The organism is Loktanella atrilutea (genome assembly GCF_900128995.1).
Classification (GTDB): Bacteria; Pseudomonadota; Alphaproteobacteria; order Rhodobacterales; family Rhodobacteraceae; genus Loktanella; species Loktanella atrilutea.
Genome location: NZ_FQUE01000001.1, coordinates 415,639 through 431,172 on the forward strand (window position 1 = coordinate 415,639; position 15,534 = coordinate 431,172).

Here is a 15,534-nt window from a genome sequence, read left to right on the forward strand (position 1 = left end):
ATGACTGTTCAGGACAAGATCATCGCCATTCTCGCGGATCAGGCCCTGCTCGACGTGTCGGACGTCGGCCTTGACGACACGCTCGACAGCCTCGGCATCGACAGCATGGGACTGGTCGAGACGATCTTCGCCATCGAGGAAGCCTTCGACATCACGGTGCCCTTCAACGCGAACGCCCCCGCCGAAAGCGGCTTCGACGTCACCTCTGTCCGCGCCATCGTGGCCGCGGTCGAAAGCCTCGTGAAAGAACGGGTCTAGGCGCCATGCGCCGCGTGGTCATCACCGGGGCCGGCACGATCAATCCGCTGGGCCACGACGTGCCGTCGACCCTTGCCGCGATGCAGGCTGGCCGCTGCGCGATCGGACCGCTCGACATGCCCGACGTCGACCGGCTGATGATCACGATCGGCGCGCAGGTCCGCGACTATGACGAGGCCGCGCATTTCTCGCGGCAGGACCTGACGCTCTTCGACCGGTTCACCCAGTTCGCCCTGCTGTCCGCGCGGCAGGCGCTGGCGCAGGCGGGGTTGTCGTTCGAGGGGGAGGCCGCCGACCGCGCCGGCGTGATCCTCGGCACCTCCGGCGGCGGACTGACGACGCAGGACGACAACTACCGCGCCGTCTATGCAGAAGGTAAGAACCGCGTGCATCCCTTCATCGTGCCGCGGCTGATGAACAATGCCGCCGTCAGTCAGGTGTCGATCGCGCATAATCTGCGCGGCCCGGCCTTCACCGTCTCGACCGCCTGCGCGTCGTCGAACCACGCGATGGGGCAGGCGCTGGCGATGATCCGGGCAGGGTTGGCCGACGTCATGCTGACCGGCGGGACAGAGGCGATGCTCTGCTTCGGCGGCATCAAGGCGTGGGAAGGGCTGCGCGTCATGTCCCGCGACGGCTGCCGCCCGTTCTGTGCGACCCGCAACGGCATGGTGCAGGGCGAGGGAGGGGCCGTCTTCGTCTTCGAGGACCGCGACCACGCCATCGCCCGTGGGGCAGAGATCCTGTGCGAGGTGGCGGGCTTCGCCATGTCGTCGGACGCCGCCGACATCGTGACCCCCTCGGCCGAGGGGGCTGCCCGTGCGATGCGCGGCGCGCTGGCCGACGGCGGCATCGGGGCCGAGGACGTCGGCTACATCAATGCCCACGGCACCGGAACCACCGCCAACGACCGGACCGAAACGGCGGCGATCCACGACGTCTTCGGCGACCACGCGGGGTCGCTTGCCGTATCGTCGACCAAGGCGATGCATGGCCACCTGATCGGCGGCACCGGTGCGGTGGAATTGCTGGCCTGCATCATGGCGCTGCGCGACGGGGTGCTGGCCCCAACCATCGGACTGACGTCCGCCGATCCGGAGTGTGATCTGGACTACGTCCCCAATACCGCGCGTCAAAGTCCCGTTGACGTCGCCCTGTCCAACGCCTTCGCCTTCGGCGGGCTGAACGCCGTCATCGCCCTGCGCCGCGCCTGATGCAAAAGGGCCGCGCCGGCGATGATCGCCGGCGCGGCCCGTTCTGTCGCGATAAGGGTGTCTCAGTTGGCGGATAGGCTGTCGTAACCGGCGGTGAAGCCGCTCAGCGACAGGTTCAGCACGACTTCCTGATCCGGCGCCGCGGCGGGCACCATGCGCACGGTCGCACCGGCCCCGCGCTTCAGCTGCGTGACCTCTGCACTTGTGAAACCGACGCGCGCGACGCAGCCGGCGGCGTTGCAGAAGGTGAAGGGATAGACCTTGGGTTCGCCGTTGTCGATCTTCAGCTGCAGCTGCGCGGTCAGCAGCGTTTCCAGTGGCACGACGATGGTCGCGCCGGCCGCGGCCTGATTGCCCGACGGTAGCGGGAAGGTGCTGAACTCGGCTACGGCATTGCCCTGGTCATCCATCAGCAGCTGGTACAGCTGGCAGGGATCGACCTGACCTTCCTCGGCCTTCAGGCAGCGCTGGGACCAGTCGCCGAAGGTCTCTCGGATGAAGGGCTGGCCCAGCTTGGGCGTGCCGTCCGCCGCATCTGCCGTCGCGCCGTCGGCAGGCGCGGTCGTCCCGTCTGCCGCCGCTGCGCCCGTCGTGGTGTCCGCTGCCGGTGCATCCGTGGCCGGGCCGTCCGCGGCTGGCGCATCGGTCGTCGCGGGGGCATCGGTCGTCGCGGGGGCATCGGCGGCGGGGGCCGTGGTCGCCGGGGCATCCGTTGCCGGCGCGTCCGTTGCGGGGGTCTCCGTTGCCGGGGCATCGGTTGCGGGCGTGTCGGTCGACTGTGCCATCACGGCAAAGGGGGCGGTGGTCAGCATCAGGCCGACCAGAAGGGGTTTCACGGCGTTACGCATCTTATGTGTCTCTCCGGGCTCATGGATGTTGGGCGCGATCTATCATGCGCGGGCTGGACTGTCAGGGGCAAAATGCCGTGAGGCGGGGACCCGCGCCGGCGCCCGGCCCGGCATCGCCATCCCGTCCACCTGCAAGGAAAAAGGGCCCCCGAAAGGACCCTTTCCCGATTGCTCCCTGTCGGACTTTGCCGACGAATTGGACAGCCGCTAGGCGATGGCCGTCGCGGCGTCAACATCGAATGAAGCCCTGCAACTTCCGGGAGATGCGGCCGTTTGCCATACGCGCGGCGGCGAAGAAATCGGGGCGTCCGCGAACGGTGTCGGCCAAGTTCACTTTTACCAAATGGCCTGTTCGTCTCATGCTCAAGCGGAGGATACCCCTGTGCCATTCCGATTTTTACCGTTTCATGAGATGCGCGTTGATCTGGGTTGACCGTGTCGAACGGCGGTTCGTCTTCGGTCTCGCAGCTTCAGCGACAGATGACATTTTCATCGCTTTCCGATATGCTTCCGGCATGGAAACCTCAGTGACACTGGTCACCGCTGCAACAGGCGGCATCGGAGATGCCCTTACCCGCAGGCTGGCATCTGCCGGAGGCCGTTTGATCCTCGTGGCGCGCAGGCAGGAGGTCTTGGAGACGCTCCGCCTCTCTCTGAAGGACCCGGATCGGCACCATAGCTTGTCATTGGACATGGCACAGCCGACTGAAGCCGCGAAACTTTCCACATTGCTGTCCAGGTTTTCGTTGAGGCTGGATCATGCGGTCATCATGCCGCCCCAGCCACATGCGTCTGCTGACGCGATGCCAGAGCCGGAGGTCTGGCGCGACCTTTTTGAAACGAGCTTCATCGGTCCGCTGGAGATCCTGAAAACCGCGATTGCACACATGCAGCCCGATCCTCAGGTCGGGCGGCGCAGCAAGATCGTGATCGTTTCCGGAATTTCGTCGGCACAGGTCTTGAGCCACTATGCGACCGCAAACGTCATCCGCACCGCTTGGGTCGGGCAGGCCAAAACGCTTGCCTTCGCACTCGGCGCGCGCGGCATCCACGTCAATACGTTGTCGCTGGGTGGGACACTGTCGCCCTGGTATCGCGCCGGGATTGCAAAGCGGGCCGAGAGCAAGGGCATGACCTTCGATGAAGGTATTCTTGCCGAGACGGACAATGTGCCTTTGGGCAAATATGGCACGCCAGAGGAAGTCGCAAACGCCATTGAAACGTTGCTCGGTCCTTTTTCAGATCACATCACAGGCACGAACCTCATGCATGACGGCGGTTTCACGCGGGCCTACTGACCGTCGGGTGAAACGATTGCTTGCTATCTCGATCCGGTCATCCGTTCCTGATGATGTGAACCGACACGGTTCGCGGACACCCCTAAAAATGGCCGCGTCCGCAAAGACGCGGCCAGATCGGGAGGATGTCGTTGACAAGGTCGCCCAGCGCCCCCGGGGGACATTGGAAGCACCGGGCACCTTTGTTCTGGCACAAAGGGGTTAAGGATGTATTTTGAATCTGCGCAAAAGAGGCGGGGCAGGCATGACGGACAACATCTTTCTGGGGGGCGGCGGGGCGGACTACGGCACGCCGCAGGTCATGCTGCTGGACAAGGCCAACCGTCACGGGCTGATCGCCGGCGCCACCGGGACCGGCAAGACCGTCACCCTGCAGATCATGGCCGAAGGCTTCTCCTCCGCGGGCGTGCCGGTGTTCCTGTCGGACGTGAAAGGCGATCTTTCGGGCCTCGCCGCCGCCGGTTCGCCCGATTTCAAACTGCACGACGCCTTCGCTAAACGGGCCGCGACCATCGGCCTCGACCTGCAGTACAGCGCCTTTCCGGTGACCTTCTGGGATCTGCTGGGCAAGCAGGGCCACCCGGTCCGCGCCACCGTGGCCGAGATGGGGCCGCTGCTGCTGGCCCGCCTGCTGGAACTGACCGACGTGCAGGAGGGCGTTCTGAACGTCGCCTTCCGCGTGGCCGACGAGGAGGGGCTGCCGCTGCTGGATCTCAAGGACCTGCAGGCGCTGCTGGTCTGGGTCGGGCAGAACGCCAAGGCACTCTCGCTGCGCTACGGCAACGTCGCCAGCAGTTCCGTCGGCGCGATCCAGCGGCAGCTGCTGGTGCTGGAAAATCAGGGCGGGGCGGCGCTCTTCGGCGAACCGGCGCTGGACCTTGCGGACATGATGACGCTTGCCCCCGACGGACGCGGGCAGATCAACATCCTCGCCGCCGATCAGCTGATGGGCAGCCCGAAGCTCTATTCGACGTTTTTGCTGTGGCTTTTGTCGGAGCTTTTCGAGGTGCTGCCCGAGGTCGGGAACCCGGACAAGCCGAAGCTGGTGTTCTTCTTCGACGAGGCGCATCTGCTGTTCGACGGGGCGCCCAAGGTGCTTGTCGACAAGGTGGAGCAGGTGGCCCGGCTGATCCGGTCCAAGGGCGTCGGCGTCTTCTTCATTACCCAGAACCCGGCGGATGTGCCCGACGACGTGCTGGGGCAGCTGGGCAACCGGGTGCAGCACGCCCTGCGCGCCTTCACCGCCCGCGACCGGCAGGACCTCAGGAAAGCGGCCGAAACCTACCGCGACAATCCCGCCTTCGACACCGCCGAGGCGATCCAGCAGGTCGGCACGGGCGAGGCGCTGACCTCCATGCTCGACGCCAAGGGCGCGCCGCTGATGGTGGAGCGGACCCTGATCCGCCCGCCGTCGTCGCAACTGGGGCCGATCGATCTGCCCGTGCGCGCGGTGCTGATGGCGAACTCTCCGATGGCCGGCAAGTATGGCACGGCGATCGACCGGGAAAGTGCCTTCGAGATGCTGGCCAAGCGGGCGGACGCCGCCGCGGTCGAAGCGGCAAAGGCCGAGGCGGTCGCGGCGGAGGCCGCGGCGCAGGAACGCGAATTCAATCGCGCCCGCCGCTACGATGCGCCGCAGGCCGGTCGGTCGACGTCCCGGCGGCGCGGCAGCGCGCAGGACGAGGGTTTCGGCGGCGCCGTGGCGCAGGTCGTCATCAAGGAACTGAAGGGCACCACGGGGCGCCGGATCGTGCGCGGCATTCTGGGCGGGCTGTTCAGGGGGAGGTAGGTCGCCACGCCCGTGACGGCGGGCGGGACCCGCGTCGATCTGGTCAGATGGATGCGGATCCTGCGCGACAGTGGCACGGCCCGCGCATATGGCCGATGGCTGTCTTTGAGTATTTGAAAAAAAGCGAGGACAGGGGGCGGTTTGCGGGATCGGGCGGCCGGTGTCACCGGCCCAGGGCGATGCCTTCGCGGCGGGGGTCGGCGCCACCGGTCAGGGTGTCCGCGTCGATCACGATGGCCTGCAGGCCGGAGTTCAGGTCGCCGACCTTCACCTCGAAGCCGAGGTCGGTCAGCGGCGCCTCCAGGTCGGCCATGGGCGTGCCGGCCTCGATGTCCATCGTGCCGAAGCGGTTCAGAACGTGGCCCATCGCCACCGCCTGCTGCGCGTCCATGCCCCAGTCGAGGTGCGCGATGATCGCCTGTGCCACGTAGCCGATGATCTGGCTGCCGCCGGGCGAGCCCACGACCATCGCGGGCTTGCCGTCCCGCATGACGATTGTCGGCGCCATGGACGACCGGGGGCGCTTGCCCGGCTCGATCCGGTTGGCGATGGGATAGCCCGCGTCGTCGTGGGTGGCGAAGCTGAAGTCGGTCAACTCGTTATTCAGCAGGAAGCCCCGCACGAAGAGGCGGCTGCCGAAGCCGTTCTCGATCGTCGTGGTCATCGACAGGGCGTTGCCGTAGCCATCCACGATCGAGATGTGCGAGGTGGAGGGGAATTCGATCGCCATGTCGTCGCCCCAGAGCATCGCGTGATCCCAGTCCGGTTGGCCGGGGGCGACCTCTGGCAGGGCGTCGTCGCCTTTCAGCAGGCCGGCGCGTTCGGCGAGGTAGGGGGCGGCGGTCAGCCCCGCCGTCGGCATCGGCACGAAGTCGCTGTCGGCCATGTAGCGGCCCCGGTCCGCGAAGGCGAGGCGCGAGGCGTCGCCGATCAGGCGCCAGCTTTCGGGGTTGTCCGGCCCCAGCGCCGCAAGGTCGAAGGTGTCCAGCGTGCCGAGGATCTGGCCCACAGTCAGCGCACCCGAGGAGGGGGGGCCCATGCCGCAGACCTCTGCCGTGCGGTATGTGACGCAGACGGGGTCGCGCTCCTTCACCCGATAGAGCGCAAGGTCGTCCAGCGCCAGATAGCCGGGATTGCCGGCGGCGGTGCGCACGGTCGTCACGATGTCCTGCGCAATGGGGCCGGTGTAGAAGGCGTCGGTGCCTTCGGCCGCGATCCGGCGCAGGGTGTCGGCATAGTCGGAGTTGGTCAGCGTGGCGCCGCCGGCCAGCGGCTGCCCATCGGGCAGGAAATAGGCGGCGGTGGCTGGGAAGCGCGACAGACGCTCCGCATCCTCGGCGATGGCCCCGGCCATGCGGTCGGAAACGGCGAAGCCGTTGTCCGCCAGTCGGATCGCATCGTCGAAGAGGCTCGCCCAGTTGGCGCGGCCCCAGCGCCGGTGCGCATCCTCCAGCAGTTTCGGCGTGCCGGGGGTGCCGACGGACAGACCGCCGACCACCGCGTCGAAGAACTGCAGCGGTGTGCCGTCGTCCTTGAGGAAGGCCTTCGGAGTCACCGCCAGCGGGGCGGTTTCGCGGCCGTCCAGCGTCGTGACCTCGCCGCTGGCGGCGTCGTACCAGACGAGGAAGGCCCCGCCGCCGAGGCCCGAGGACTGCGGTTCCACCAGACCCAGCACCGCCTGCGTCGCGACCATGGCATCGGCGGCGGTACCCCCCGCGGCCAGCACGTCGGCCCCCGCCTGCACCGCCAGCGGGTTGGCGGCGGCGATCATCCAGTCCTGCGCGGTCACCGGCTTGCCCGCGGCCTTGGCGTCGAGGGCGGCGCGCGCGCCGTCCGACAGCCCGGCAAAGCTGTCGCCGGCGCCGACCGCCTCGGGTGCGATGGCGTCGGCGGCCTGCTGGGCGGACAGTGGCGTGGCGCAGAGGGCGGCGAGGGCGATCAGGGAGAGGCGGTGCATGGCGTGTCCTTCATGCTGGCAGGGATGCCGCCAGCATGAAGGACCAGCCTCAAAGCGCAACCTTCAAGTGCACGACGGGTCAGAGTGGGCGGATCTTCAGCGTGGCGAGGCGGTTCTCGTCCTTCTCCATCACCTCGAAGCGGAAACCGTGGAAGGAAAAGACCTGCCCCTCCAGCGGGATGATCTGCGCGGCGTGGATCACGAGGCCCGCGACCGTGTTCGCCTCGTCGTCGGGCAGGTTCCAGTCGTGCGCCCGGTTCACGTCGCGGATCGTCATCGACCCGTCGATCAGATAGGCGCCGTCCTCGGTCCGCGTGATGACGTAGTCGTCTTCCTCGTCGAACTCGTCGGCGATCTCGCCCACGATTTCTTCGAGGATATCCTCCAGCGTCAGAAGGCCCTGCAGGGCGCCGTATTCGTCCACCACCAGCGCGAAATGCGTCTTGCGCTTCAGGAACTGGCGCATCTGGTCGTCGAGGGTCGTCGTTTCCGGGATGAAGTAGGGCGGCATCGCGACATCCATGATGTCGACGCGCGTCATCCGGTCCGCCCCGTCGGCGGTCGCGTTGTGGGTCGCGCGCAGCAGGTCCTTGGCGTGGATCACGCCCACGATGTTCTCGGGGTCTCCACGATAGAGCGGCAGGCGCGTATGCGCGGATTCGAGGCACTGGCGCAGGATGTCGGCGGCGGGCTGGTCGGCGTCCACCATCTCGATGCCGGAGCGGTGCAGCATCACCTCCTCGACGGTGCGCTCGCCCAGATCCAGCGCGCCGAGGATGCGGTCGCGGTCCTCCTTCTCGACCACACCTTCCGAATGGCCCAGCTGCAGGGCGCCCGCGATCTCCTCGCGCACGGCGAGGATGTGGCTGTCCGGATCGGTGCGCACGCCGAAGACGTAGAGCACGCCGCGCACGAAATAGCGCACGGCGGCGACCAGCGGCGAGAAGACGAGGATCACCACCTTGATCGGACGCGCCACCAGCGACGCGGTGCTTTCGGGATTGGTGATGGCATAGGTCTTCGGCAGAACCTCGGCGAAGATCAAAACCAGCAGGGTCATCACGACGGTCGCCAGCGCCACGCCGTTCGGGCCGAAGGTCGTGGTCAGCAACGCCGTCGCAAGAGAGGTCGCGAGGATGTTGACCACGTTGTTGCCCAAAAGGACGGAGCCGATCAGCCGCTCGCTGTCCTCCGTCACCTCGAGCGCGGTCTGCGCGCCGTTGCTGCCGCGGTCCGCGGCCGCCCGCAGCTTGCCGCGAGAGGCCGCCGTCAGCGCGGTTTCAGAGCCGGAGAAGAAGCCCGACATCACCAGCAGCACCAGAATGCCCCCTGCCGTCAGCCAGAAGGAGGCGTCGAAAAGGGAGGCGCCGGTCGTCGAGGGGTCCATGGTCAGCTTTCAGAGTTGTTCGGCTTGGTTATGGGGTGCGGACGGCATCCCTTCAAGAGGGGCGGCGTCCCGCTGCGATGCGGTGTCAGCTGGCGGCGGTCTTGCGCGCCAGCGGGTGGTGGGTCATCACGAGGTCGGTCAGCGCCTCGTCCAGCACGTGGGTGTAGATCTCCGTCGTGGCGACATCCGCATGGCCCAGCATGATCTGGATCGCCCGCAGGTCGGCGCCACCCGCCAGCAGATGCGTGGCAAAGGCGTGGCGCATGGTGTGGGGTGTCACGTCTTCGGGCGGGACGCCGGCGGCGTTGGCCAGTTCCTTGATCAGGAAGAAGAAGCGTTGCCGCGTCATGTGGCCGGTCTTGCCGCGGGTGGGAAAGAGGTGTTTGGACACCGGCTTGCCCTCTGCCCGGCGCTGGTCCTGCTGGGCATCCCAGTCCGCCAGCCATGCGGTGACGGCGGCGCGGGCAGGGGGCGACAGCGGCACAAGCCGTTCCTTGCCGCCCTTGCCGCGCACCAGCAGCATCCGCGGGTCGCCCCGCGCGGCGCTGACGGGCAGCGATACCAGTTCGGTCACGCGCATCCCGGTGGCATAGAGCAGTTCCATCAGGCAGGTGTTCTTGACCGCGTCGACGCCGCTGTCCCGGGCGGCCTGCAGCAGGCGGGCGACCTCCTCGATGCTCAGGGTCTTGGGCAGGGATTTCGCCTTGCCCGGCCCCTTGATCCGGATCGCCGGATTGTCGGCGCGCCAGCCTTCCTCGAAGGCGAAGCGGTAAAGCTGCCGGATCGACGACAGGCGACGGGCGCGGGTCGCGCGCGCCAGCCCCTGCGCGTCGCAGTCGATCAGGTAGCCTTCGACGTCGTCCTGCGTGGCGGTCGCGAAATGCAGGTCCCGGTCCGCCAGCCAGCCCGCCACGTCGTTCAGGTCGCGGGCATAGGCCAGCTGCGTGTTCCGCGCGGCGTCGAGTTCGGCCGCCTGCGCGGCGACGAAGGTCTGGATCCAGCGCGCCATGCCGTCGGGGCCGCCCATGGATCCCGCGCCGGTCATGTCGTCCGGTCCAGCAACAGCAGTTGCAGCGTGGCCCGCCGCGCGGTGTCGTCCAGCCCCGCCCGGCGCAGGACCAGCAGCGCGTCCGTCACCGACCGGGCGTCGCCGGCGACGCCCGCATCGAAGACCGGCAGCACGCGCAGCAGCGTCTCGCCCAGCTTGTCCTCGGCCAGCAGGTCGGCAAAGACCTCCGGCGGTACCTTCTGGGTAAAGCCCGCGACGATGGCTTCTTCCATCGCGGTCTGGGGTGCGATGGCCGCGAAACGGCCGGTCGCCACGGCGCGCAGCAGCGGGTCCAGCGACGGGGTGCGGTCCGCGACGCCGGCGTAATCGTCCGACAGCAGCCCTAGGGTCGTGGCGATCGTGGCGGCCTCGCCGGTCAGGTCAAGCCGCGCCAGCGGGGCGGCGTAAAGGCTGGCAAAGGCCACCTCCGCCCGGATCGTGCGCATCGCGTCCCACGCGGCGGGCAGGGTCTGCGCCACCGCATCCGGGTCCGCCGCGTTCACAGCCGCGTTGAGCTTCTGGAATGCATCCACCCGGTCCCAGACCCCGCCAGAGGCCGCAGGCGTGACCCGCGACATGACCTGCGCCAGATCCTGCGCCGACAGCGCCCCGTGCAGCGCCAGCCGTTCGGCCGCGTCGAGCCGCGCCTTCTCGCCCACCGTGTCGCGCAGGTCGGCACTGGCAAAGGCCAGCGGCAGCGGCCCCGTGGACATGCCTTCGCCGATCGCCTCGCGCATCCGAAAGATCAGCGGGCTCAGGCGTTCCGGCGGGGGCAGGGGGGCATCGGGGTCGACAAGGTCCGCATCCAGAAAGCGCGACAGCAGGGCGTCGTCTTCCTCTGACATGTCGCCCAGCGCCCGGTGCGTGTTCAGCGTCAGCGCCGCCGCCATCCAGTCGCCCCCGCGCGCGAGACAAAAGATCCGCGCCGGAAACGTCGGTGCCAGACCGGGGGCGGACCGCATGACATCGCAGGGCGCATCCTCCGTCCCGGTCAGCAGGGCGATGTCGAACCAGCGCCGAAAGACGTCCGGGTCCGTGGGATCGGCGGCGCGGGTCAGGGCCAGCGCTTCGTTCAGGTTGCCAAGGTCCAGCAGCTTGTCGATGCGCGCCAGCAGCAGGGCATGGCCGCCGCCCGCCGGCGCCTCTGCCTGCGCCAGCAGCAGTGTCAGCAGCAGATCGTGCAGCGCGGGCAGGCCGGGTTCCCCCACGGCCTGGATCAGGGTGGTCAGCGTCGTGGTATCGCTGGCGGTCCACAGGGTCGGGGGCAGTCCGGTCAGGGCCTGGGGCAGGGTGCCGATCGCCTGCGGCGTCGCGGCATCCAGCGGCGTCACGGTGATTTGCGGCGTGCCGGCGCCCTGCGCCACCGGCGCCTCCGGCAGGCGGGGCCGCGGAACGGGTTCCGGCGAAACCGCCGGTTCCTCGACCGAGCGCGACAGCCAGTCGATCGCCGACAGGGGCCGGTTCGCGGGTCCTTGCGTCGTTTGTGCCATGGCCGGCGCCGCCAGCGCCATCGCGATCAGGGGCAGCCAGCGCCGCACCACGGTCAATCTGTGCCCAGCGTGACGGGTTGCGTGATCTCTTGCGTGGGCGGGGCGAAATCGCCGGGAAAGAACAGCGGTCCGGCGTAGGCGTAGGCGATCAGCGCCAGTGCCGCCAGAACCGCCAGAAAGAAAAGTGCCTTGATCAGTCGCCACATGTATTCGCGTCCCGTCTTGTGCCTGTCGCCCGACCTCTCGCCGGATCTCCCGTGTTTATATATGGCCTTTTCGGCAAGATCACGCCATTCAGGGTGACAATTCGAAACTCGGCGGCGCGCGGCCTGCGCCGGCGCGCTAATCAGGGGGCGGATGTGACGGTGACGACGGCCGACCAGAGCGGGGCGCGCCTTGTCCTGCGCCGTACGGTGGTGCTGGTGGGGATGATGGGATCGGGCAAGACCGCTATCGGCCGCGCCCTGTCGCACAGGCTGGCCGTGCCGTTCCTGGACAGCGACGCCGAGATCGAGACCGCCGCCAACGCCTCCATCGCCGAAATCTTCGCCCGTGACGGAGAGCCGTTCTTCCGTCGCCGCGAATCGGAGGTCATCGCCCGCCTGCTGACCGGCGCGCCCTGCATCCTGTCGACGGGCGGCGGCGCCTATCTTGCCGAAGGCAACCGCAGGGCCATCGGCCAGCACGGAGTCGCGGTCTGGCTCAACGCCCCGCTCGACCTGCTCTGGGACCGGGTGCGCCACAAGGATTCGCGCCCCCTGCTGCGCACCGCCGACCCGCAGGCGACGCTGGCGCGCATCTTCGCCGACCGCACGCCGGTCTATGCCAAGGCCGCGCTGCACCTCGACGTGCGGCACCGCGCCTCGATCGAGGAGACGACGGATGCCGTCCTCGACCTTCTGAAGACCCGCAAGGACATACTGGAAGACCTCTCATGACACAGACCGTGCCCGTCGCCCTGCCGGGGCGCGCCTATGACGTGCTGATCGGCCCCGGCCTGCTGGCGGGGGCGGGGGCCCGCATCGCGGCCCTCGGCGGTCGCCGTCACGTCGCGATCCTGACGGACGAGACCGTCGCCGCGCTCCATCTGGGGCCGCTGCAAGACGCGCTGGCGCGGGCCGGGCTGACAAGTGCGGCCCTGGCCCTGCCGCCGGGCGAGGGCACGAAAAGCTGGGCCCAGCTCGAAGCCTGCTGCGATTTCCTGCTCGATCAGCGGGTCGAGCGGGGCGACGTCGTGATCGCCCTCGGCGGCGGCGTCATTGGCGACCTCGGCGGCTTTGCCGCGGCCATCCTGCGGCGGGGCGTGCGCTTCGTGCAGGTGCCGACGACCCTGCTGGCGCAGGTCGACAGTTCCGTCGGCGGCAAGACCGGAATCAACACCGGCCACGGCAAGAACCTGATCGGCGCCTTCCACCAGCCCAGCCTCGTGCTGGCCGATACCGACCTGCTGGCGACGCTCCCGCCCCGCGACTTTCTGGCCGGCTACGGCGAGGTCGTGAAATACGGCCTGCTGGGCGATACCGCCTTCTTCGACTGGCTGGAAGCGCACGCGCCCGAAATGGCCGCCGGCGACTTGGCCGCCCGTGTCCACGCGGTCACGCGGTCCGTCCAGATGAAGGCCGAAATCGTGGTGCGCGACGAGACCGAGCAGGGCGACCGCGCGCTGCTGAACCTCGGCCATACCTTCTGTCACGCGCTGGAAAAGGCGACCGGCTACGGCGACCGCCTGTTGCACGGCGAAGGGGTCGCCATCGGCTGCGCGCTGGCCTTCGATCTGTCGGCGCGCCTCGGCCTGTGCAGTCAGGAAGACCCCAGCCGCGTCCGGGCCCACCTGCGCGACATGGGGATGAAGGTCGACATCCGCAACATCCCCGGCGACCTGCCGGACGCAGAGTCGCTGCTGGCCCTGATGGGGCAGGACAAGAAGGTGATCGGGGGCAAACTGCGTTTCGTGCTGGCGCGTGGCATCGGTCAGGCCTTCGTCACATCGGACGTGCCGCGGGATGCGGTCCTCTCGGTCCTGCGCGACGCCGCCTGACGCGGCATGAAAACGCCGCCCCGAAGGGCGGCGCATCCATCAGAACGGAATTTCGTCGTCCATGTCGCCGCCGCGACCGCCGCCAGAGGACGACCCGCCGGAACTGCCGCCGCCATAGCCGCCGCCCTGGTCGTAGCCGCCGCCATAGCCGCCGTCCGACCCGTAGCCGCCACCGCCGCCGCCCATGCCGCCGCCACCGCCGCCATCACCGCGCCCGTCGAGCATCGTCAGGGTCGAGGTGAAGGGCCGCAGCACGACCTCCGTGCTGTAGCGGTCCGCGCCGGACTGGTCCTGCCACTTGCGGGTTTCCAGCTGCCCCTCGACATAGACCTTCGATCCCTTCTTCAGATACTGCTCTGCCACCCGCGCGAGAGGTTCCGAGAAGATGGCGACCGAATGCCACTGGGTGCGCTCCTTGCGCTCGCCCGACTGCTTGTCCTTCCACGTCTCGGACGTGGCGATTCGCAGGTTGCAGACCTTGCCGCCGTTCTGAAAGCTGCGCACCTCCGGATCGGCACCGAGGTTGCCGATCAGAATGACCTTGTTGACCGAACCCGCCATAACTTTTTCCTCGCGATTCTGCGTTTGCGCCAGTGTGGCAGATAAGCGCGCAGAGGTGAACCGATCAAGGGGTGGCGCGAAAGGCGATTTCGGTTAAGGTGGCGGCAAGAAAATGGGGACGGGGATGTTGGTATGCGGATGATCGGTCTTGGACTGACGATGGCGCTTGGCCTCACGGGGCAGACACTTGCAGCCGATACGGTCTCCACCTCGTCGCGCATGTCGCTGTTCCGCAACCAGCTGTCGGTGCTCGATACCCGGTCCGCCGGGCAATACAGCAACTCGGTCCGGCTGCAGCCGAAGCGTGCGGTGGTCCCCGTCGCGGCACCCGCGACGCCGGCCTTCATCGGACGCTATAACGGTCCCTATCTGGCGCTGGCGCGCAGCGCCGCTCGCAAGCACGGCGTGCCAGAGGATCTGTTCCTGCGCCTCGTGCAGCAGGAATCGGGCTGGAACGCCCGAGCGCGGTCGCACAAGGGCGCGATGGGACTGGCACAGCTCATGCCGGAAACGGCGCGCCGCCTCGGCGTCGACCCGACCGACCCGGTCCAGAACCTCGAGGGCGGCGCCCGCTACCTCAAGCTGCAATATCAGCGGTTCGGCAACTGGCCCCACGCGCTGGCCGCCTACAACGCGGGCCCGGGCGCGGTCGAGAAATACCGTGGCATCCCGCCCTACGCCGAAACGCGCAACTACGTCCGCGTGATCTGGGGCAGCTAGGCGCCATCCGCCATCTGCTTCACCTTGGTCGCCAGCGACATCACGTCGGGGTCCTTCAGCCGGGGAATGATGCGGTAGACGGCATTCACCGCCATGAACAGCGCAAAGAGCCCGAGCCCAACGCACATCGCGGTCACCAGCACCTGCCCGTAGACCTGCTGTCCCAGCCAGCCGAACGCCTTGTCGAGCCCGCCCGCCGCCTGCGGGTCGTGCTGCCACGCGGCCAGCCCCATCAGCCCGCCGATGATCAGCACCGACACGCCCTGCGCCGCCACACCCGCCTGCAGCAGCCGATTCCAGTGCAGCGTGAAGCGGTTCGCCTGCAGCTTCTTGCGATAGCTTTGGGTCCAGGCCTTCGCCAGATAGTAGACGCCGGCGCCCATCGTGACGAGCGCGACGGCACCCAGAATGATCTCTCCGAACGGCCACGACATCAGCTTGGCAAGGTAGAACGCGGTCTTTGACCCTTCGCCGCTGTCGGTGGACCCGAAGATCAGCAGCAGCGCCAGTCCCCCCAGCGCGCCGTGGATCAGCCCCGTGACCGCCTGCCCGAGCCGGGCGAGAATCCCCTTGGCGTCGGTGCCGTGATCCTCCAGATCGAAGCCCGCATCGACCAGCCGCCATGCCATGTAGGCGAAAAGGCCCAGTGCCACGACCCAGAGCGCAACGAGACCGAAGGGAGAGCGTTCGACCATCGACAGCGCCTCGGACGTGCCCTTCGCCTCCTCGCCGTGCCAGATCGCGAAGAGGGAGATGCCGGACACGATGGCATAGACCAGCGCGCGCCCGGCATAGCCTGTCCGCATCACGGGCATCGCCCAGTTCAGTTTGTCGTCGGCCATCCGTTGCTCCGCCAAATGTGATGCAACCCAATGTTCTGCGCGGCGGGAAGTTCCCCCGGCCGCACGATCTGGGCAATCCGGTGC

General features: G+C 68.1%; 15 protein-coding genes. 7 read left to right on the forward strand and 8 right to left on the reverse strand.

The annotated features are described in order from the left end of the window. Complete coding sequence (locus tag BUA54_RS01975; protein WP_072855514.1) at window positions 1-258, forward strand: acyl carrier protein; 258 nt, start codon at window positions 1-3, stop codon at window positions 256-258. Between the two features lie 5 nt (window positions 259-263). Further along, window positions 264-1,472 (forward strand): beta-ketoacyl-[acyl-carrier-protein] synthase family protein, encoded by a 1,209-nt coding sequence (locus BUA54_RS01980; RefSeq protein ID WP_072855515.1) that lies wholly within the window; start codon window positions 264-266, stop codon window positions 1,470-1,472. Between the two features lie 62 nt (window positions 1,473-1,534). Here BUA54_RS01980 and BUA54_RS01985 read toward each other — a convergent pair whose 3' ends face one another. After that, a complete protein-coding gene (locus tag BUA54_RS01985; RefSeq protein ID WP_245810540.1) occupies window positions 1,535-2,320 on the reverse strand; it encodes an invasion associated locus B family protein in 786 nt (261 codons plus the stop codon). Window positions 2,321-2,739: 419 nt separating this feature from the next. Between BUA54_RS01985 and BUA54_RS01990 the strand changes: the two genes are divergently transcribed. Further along, window positions 2,740-3,618 carry an SDR family oxidoreductase gene (locus BUA54_RS01990; RefSeq protein WP_218588260.1) on the forward strand — a complete coding sequence of 293 codons (879 nt, stop codon included), beginning with the start codon at window positions 2,740-2,742 and terminating at the stop codon, window positions 3,616-3,618. Between the two features lie 244 nt (window positions 3,619-3,862). After that, a complete protein-coding gene (locus tag BUA54_RS01995; protein WP_072855516.1) occupies window positions 3,863-5,407 on the forward strand; it encodes a helicase HerA-like domain-containing protein in 1,545 nt (514 codons plus the stop codon). A gap of 163 nt (window positions 5,408-5,570) precedes the next feature. Here the strand turns inward: BUA54_RS01995 and ggt are convergent, their stop codons facing one another. The 5 genes from ggt to BUA54_RS21140 all read right to left on the reverse strand — a co-directional run bounded on the left by ggt (window position 5,571) and on the right by BUA54_RS21140 (window position 11,495). Beyond that, on the reverse strand, window positions 5,571-7,364 hold the full coding sequence (ggt, locus tag BUA54_RS02000) for a gamma-glutamyltransferase (RefSeq protein ID WP_072855517.1): 1,794 nt from the start codon (window positions 7,362-7,364) through the stop codon (window positions 5,571-5,573). Window positions 7,365-7,443: 79 nt separating this feature from the next. Further along, complete coding sequence (locus tag BUA54_RS02005) at window positions 7,444-8,751, reverse strand: HlyC/CorC family transporter (protein ID WP_072855518.1); 1,308 nt, start codon at window positions 8,749-8,751, stop codon at window positions 7,444-7,446. Between the two features lie 85 nt (window positions 8,752-8,836). Beyond that, the gene (locus BUA54_RS02010) at window positions 8,837-9,796 is read right to left on the reverse strand and encodes a site-specific tyrosine recombinase XerD (RefSeq protein WP_072855519.1); all 960 of its coding nucleotides are present in this window, start codon (window positions 9,794-9,796) and stop codon (window positions 8,837-8,839) included. Then, window positions 9,793-11,340: a hypothetical protein gene (locus BUA54_RS02015; RefSeq protein ID WP_245810541.1), complete on the reverse strand. Its 1,548-nt coding sequence runs from the start codon at window positions 11,338-11,340 to the stop codon at window positions 9,793-9,795. The genes BUA54_RS02010 and BUA54_RS02015 overlap by 4 nt, the downstream gene beginning before the upstream one ends. Before the next feature lie 2 nt (window positions 11,341-11,342). Beyond that, entirely contained in the window at window positions 11,343-11,495 is a 153-nt protein-coding gene (locus BUA54_RS21140) for a hypothetical protein (RefSeq protein ID WP_178352695.1), read from the reverse strand. Between the two features lie 159 nt (window positions 11,496-11,654). Between BUA54_RS21140 and BUA54_RS02020 the strand changes: the two genes are divergently transcribed. Next, on the forward strand, window positions 11,655-12,227 hold the full coding sequence (locus BUA54_RS02020; protein WP_072856107.1) for a shikimate kinase: 573 nt from the start codon (window positions 11,655-11,657) through the stop codon (window positions 12,225-12,227). Further along, entirely contained in the window at window positions 12,224-13,327 is a 1,104-nt protein-coding gene (gene aroB / locus BUA54_RS02025) for a 3-dehydroquinate synthase (protein WP_072855520.1), read from the forward strand. The genes BUA54_RS02020 and aroB overlap by 4 nt, the downstream gene beginning before the upstream one ends. Before the next feature lie 39 nt (window positions 13,328-13,366). Here aroB and ssb read toward each other — a convergent pair whose 3' ends face one another. Beyond that, the gene (gene ssb / locus BUA54_RS02030) at window positions 13,367-13,888 is read right to left on the reverse strand and encodes a single-stranded DNA-binding protein (RefSeq protein ID WP_072855521.1); all 522 of its coding nucleotides are present in this window, start codon (window positions 13,886-13,888) and stop codon (window positions 13,367-13,369) included. 132 nt (window positions 13,889-14,020) lie between these two features. Between ssb and BUA54_RS02035 the strand changes: the two genes are divergently transcribed. Continuing rightward, window positions 14,021-14,608 (forward strand): lytic transglycosylase domain-containing protein, encoded by a 588-nt coding sequence (locus BUA54_RS02035; RefSeq protein ID WP_072855522.1) that lies wholly within the window; start codon window positions 14,021-14,023, stop codon window positions 14,606-14,608. Here BUA54_RS02035 and BUA54_RS02040 read toward each other — a convergent pair. Further along, window positions 14,605-15,450, reverse strand: coding sequence for a DUF1206 domain-containing protein (locus tag BUA54_RS02040; protein WP_072855523.1), 846 nt, complete (start codon window positions 15,448-15,450; stop codon window positions 14,605-14,607). The genes BUA54_RS02035 and BUA54_RS02040 overlap by 4 nt on opposite strands. Window positions 15,451-15,534 lie beyond the last annotated feature (84 nt).

What these genes read in the sequence shown, in the direction of transcription:
- BUA54_RS01985 (WP_245810540.1), bottom strand. Translation starts at nt 2,320, where the DNA reads ATGCGTAACGCCGTGAAACCCCTTCTGGTCGGCCTGATGCTGACCACC.
- BUA54_RS02010 (WP_072855519.1), bottom strand. Translation starts at nt 9,796, where the DNA reads ATGACCGGCGCGGGATCCATGGGCGGCCCCGACGGCATGGCGCGCTGG.
- aroB (WP_072855520.1), top strand. Translation starts at nt 12,224, where the DNA reads ATGACACAGACCGTGCCCGTCGCCCTGCCGGGGCGCGCCTATGACGTG.
- BUA54_RS01975 (WP_072855514.1), top strand. Translation starts at nt 1, where the DNA reads ATGACTGTTCAGGACAAGATCATCGCCATTCTCGCGGATCAGGCCCTG.
- BUA54_RS01995 (WP_072855516.1), top strand. Translation starts at nt 3,863, where the DNA reads ATGACGGACAACATCTTTCTGGGGGGCGGCGGGGCGGACTACGGCACG.
- ggt (WP_072855517.1), bottom strand. Translation starts at nt 7,364, where the DNA reads ATGCACCGCCTCTCCCTGATCGCCCTCGCCGCCCTCTGCGCCACGCCA.
- ssb (WP_072855521.1), bottom strand. Translation starts at nt 13,888, where the DNA reads ATGGCGGGTTCGGTCAACAAGGTCATTCTGATCGGCAACCTCGGTGCC.
- BUA54_RS02005 (WP_072855518.1), bottom strand. Translation starts at nt 8,751, where the DNA reads ATGGACCCCTCGACGACCGGCGCCTCCCTTTTCGACGCCTCCTTCTGG.
- BUA54_RS01980 (WP_072855515.1), top strand. Translation starts at nt 264, where the DNA reads ATGCGCCGCGTGGTCATCACCGGGGCCGGCACGATCAATCCGCTGGGC.
- BUA54_RS02035 (WP_072855522.1), top strand. Translation starts at nt 14,021, where the DNA reads ATGCGGATGATCGGTCTTGGACTGACGATGGCGCTTGGCCTCACGGGG.
- BUA54_RS21140 (WP_178352695.1), bottom strand. Translation starts at nt 11,495, where the DNA reads ATGTGGCGACTGATCAAGGCACTTTTCTTTCTGGCGGTTCTGGCGGCA.
- BUA54_RS02040 (WP_072855523.1), bottom strand. Translation starts at nt 15,450, where the DNA reads ATGGCCGACGACAAACTGAACTGGGCGATGCCCGTGATGCGGACAGGC.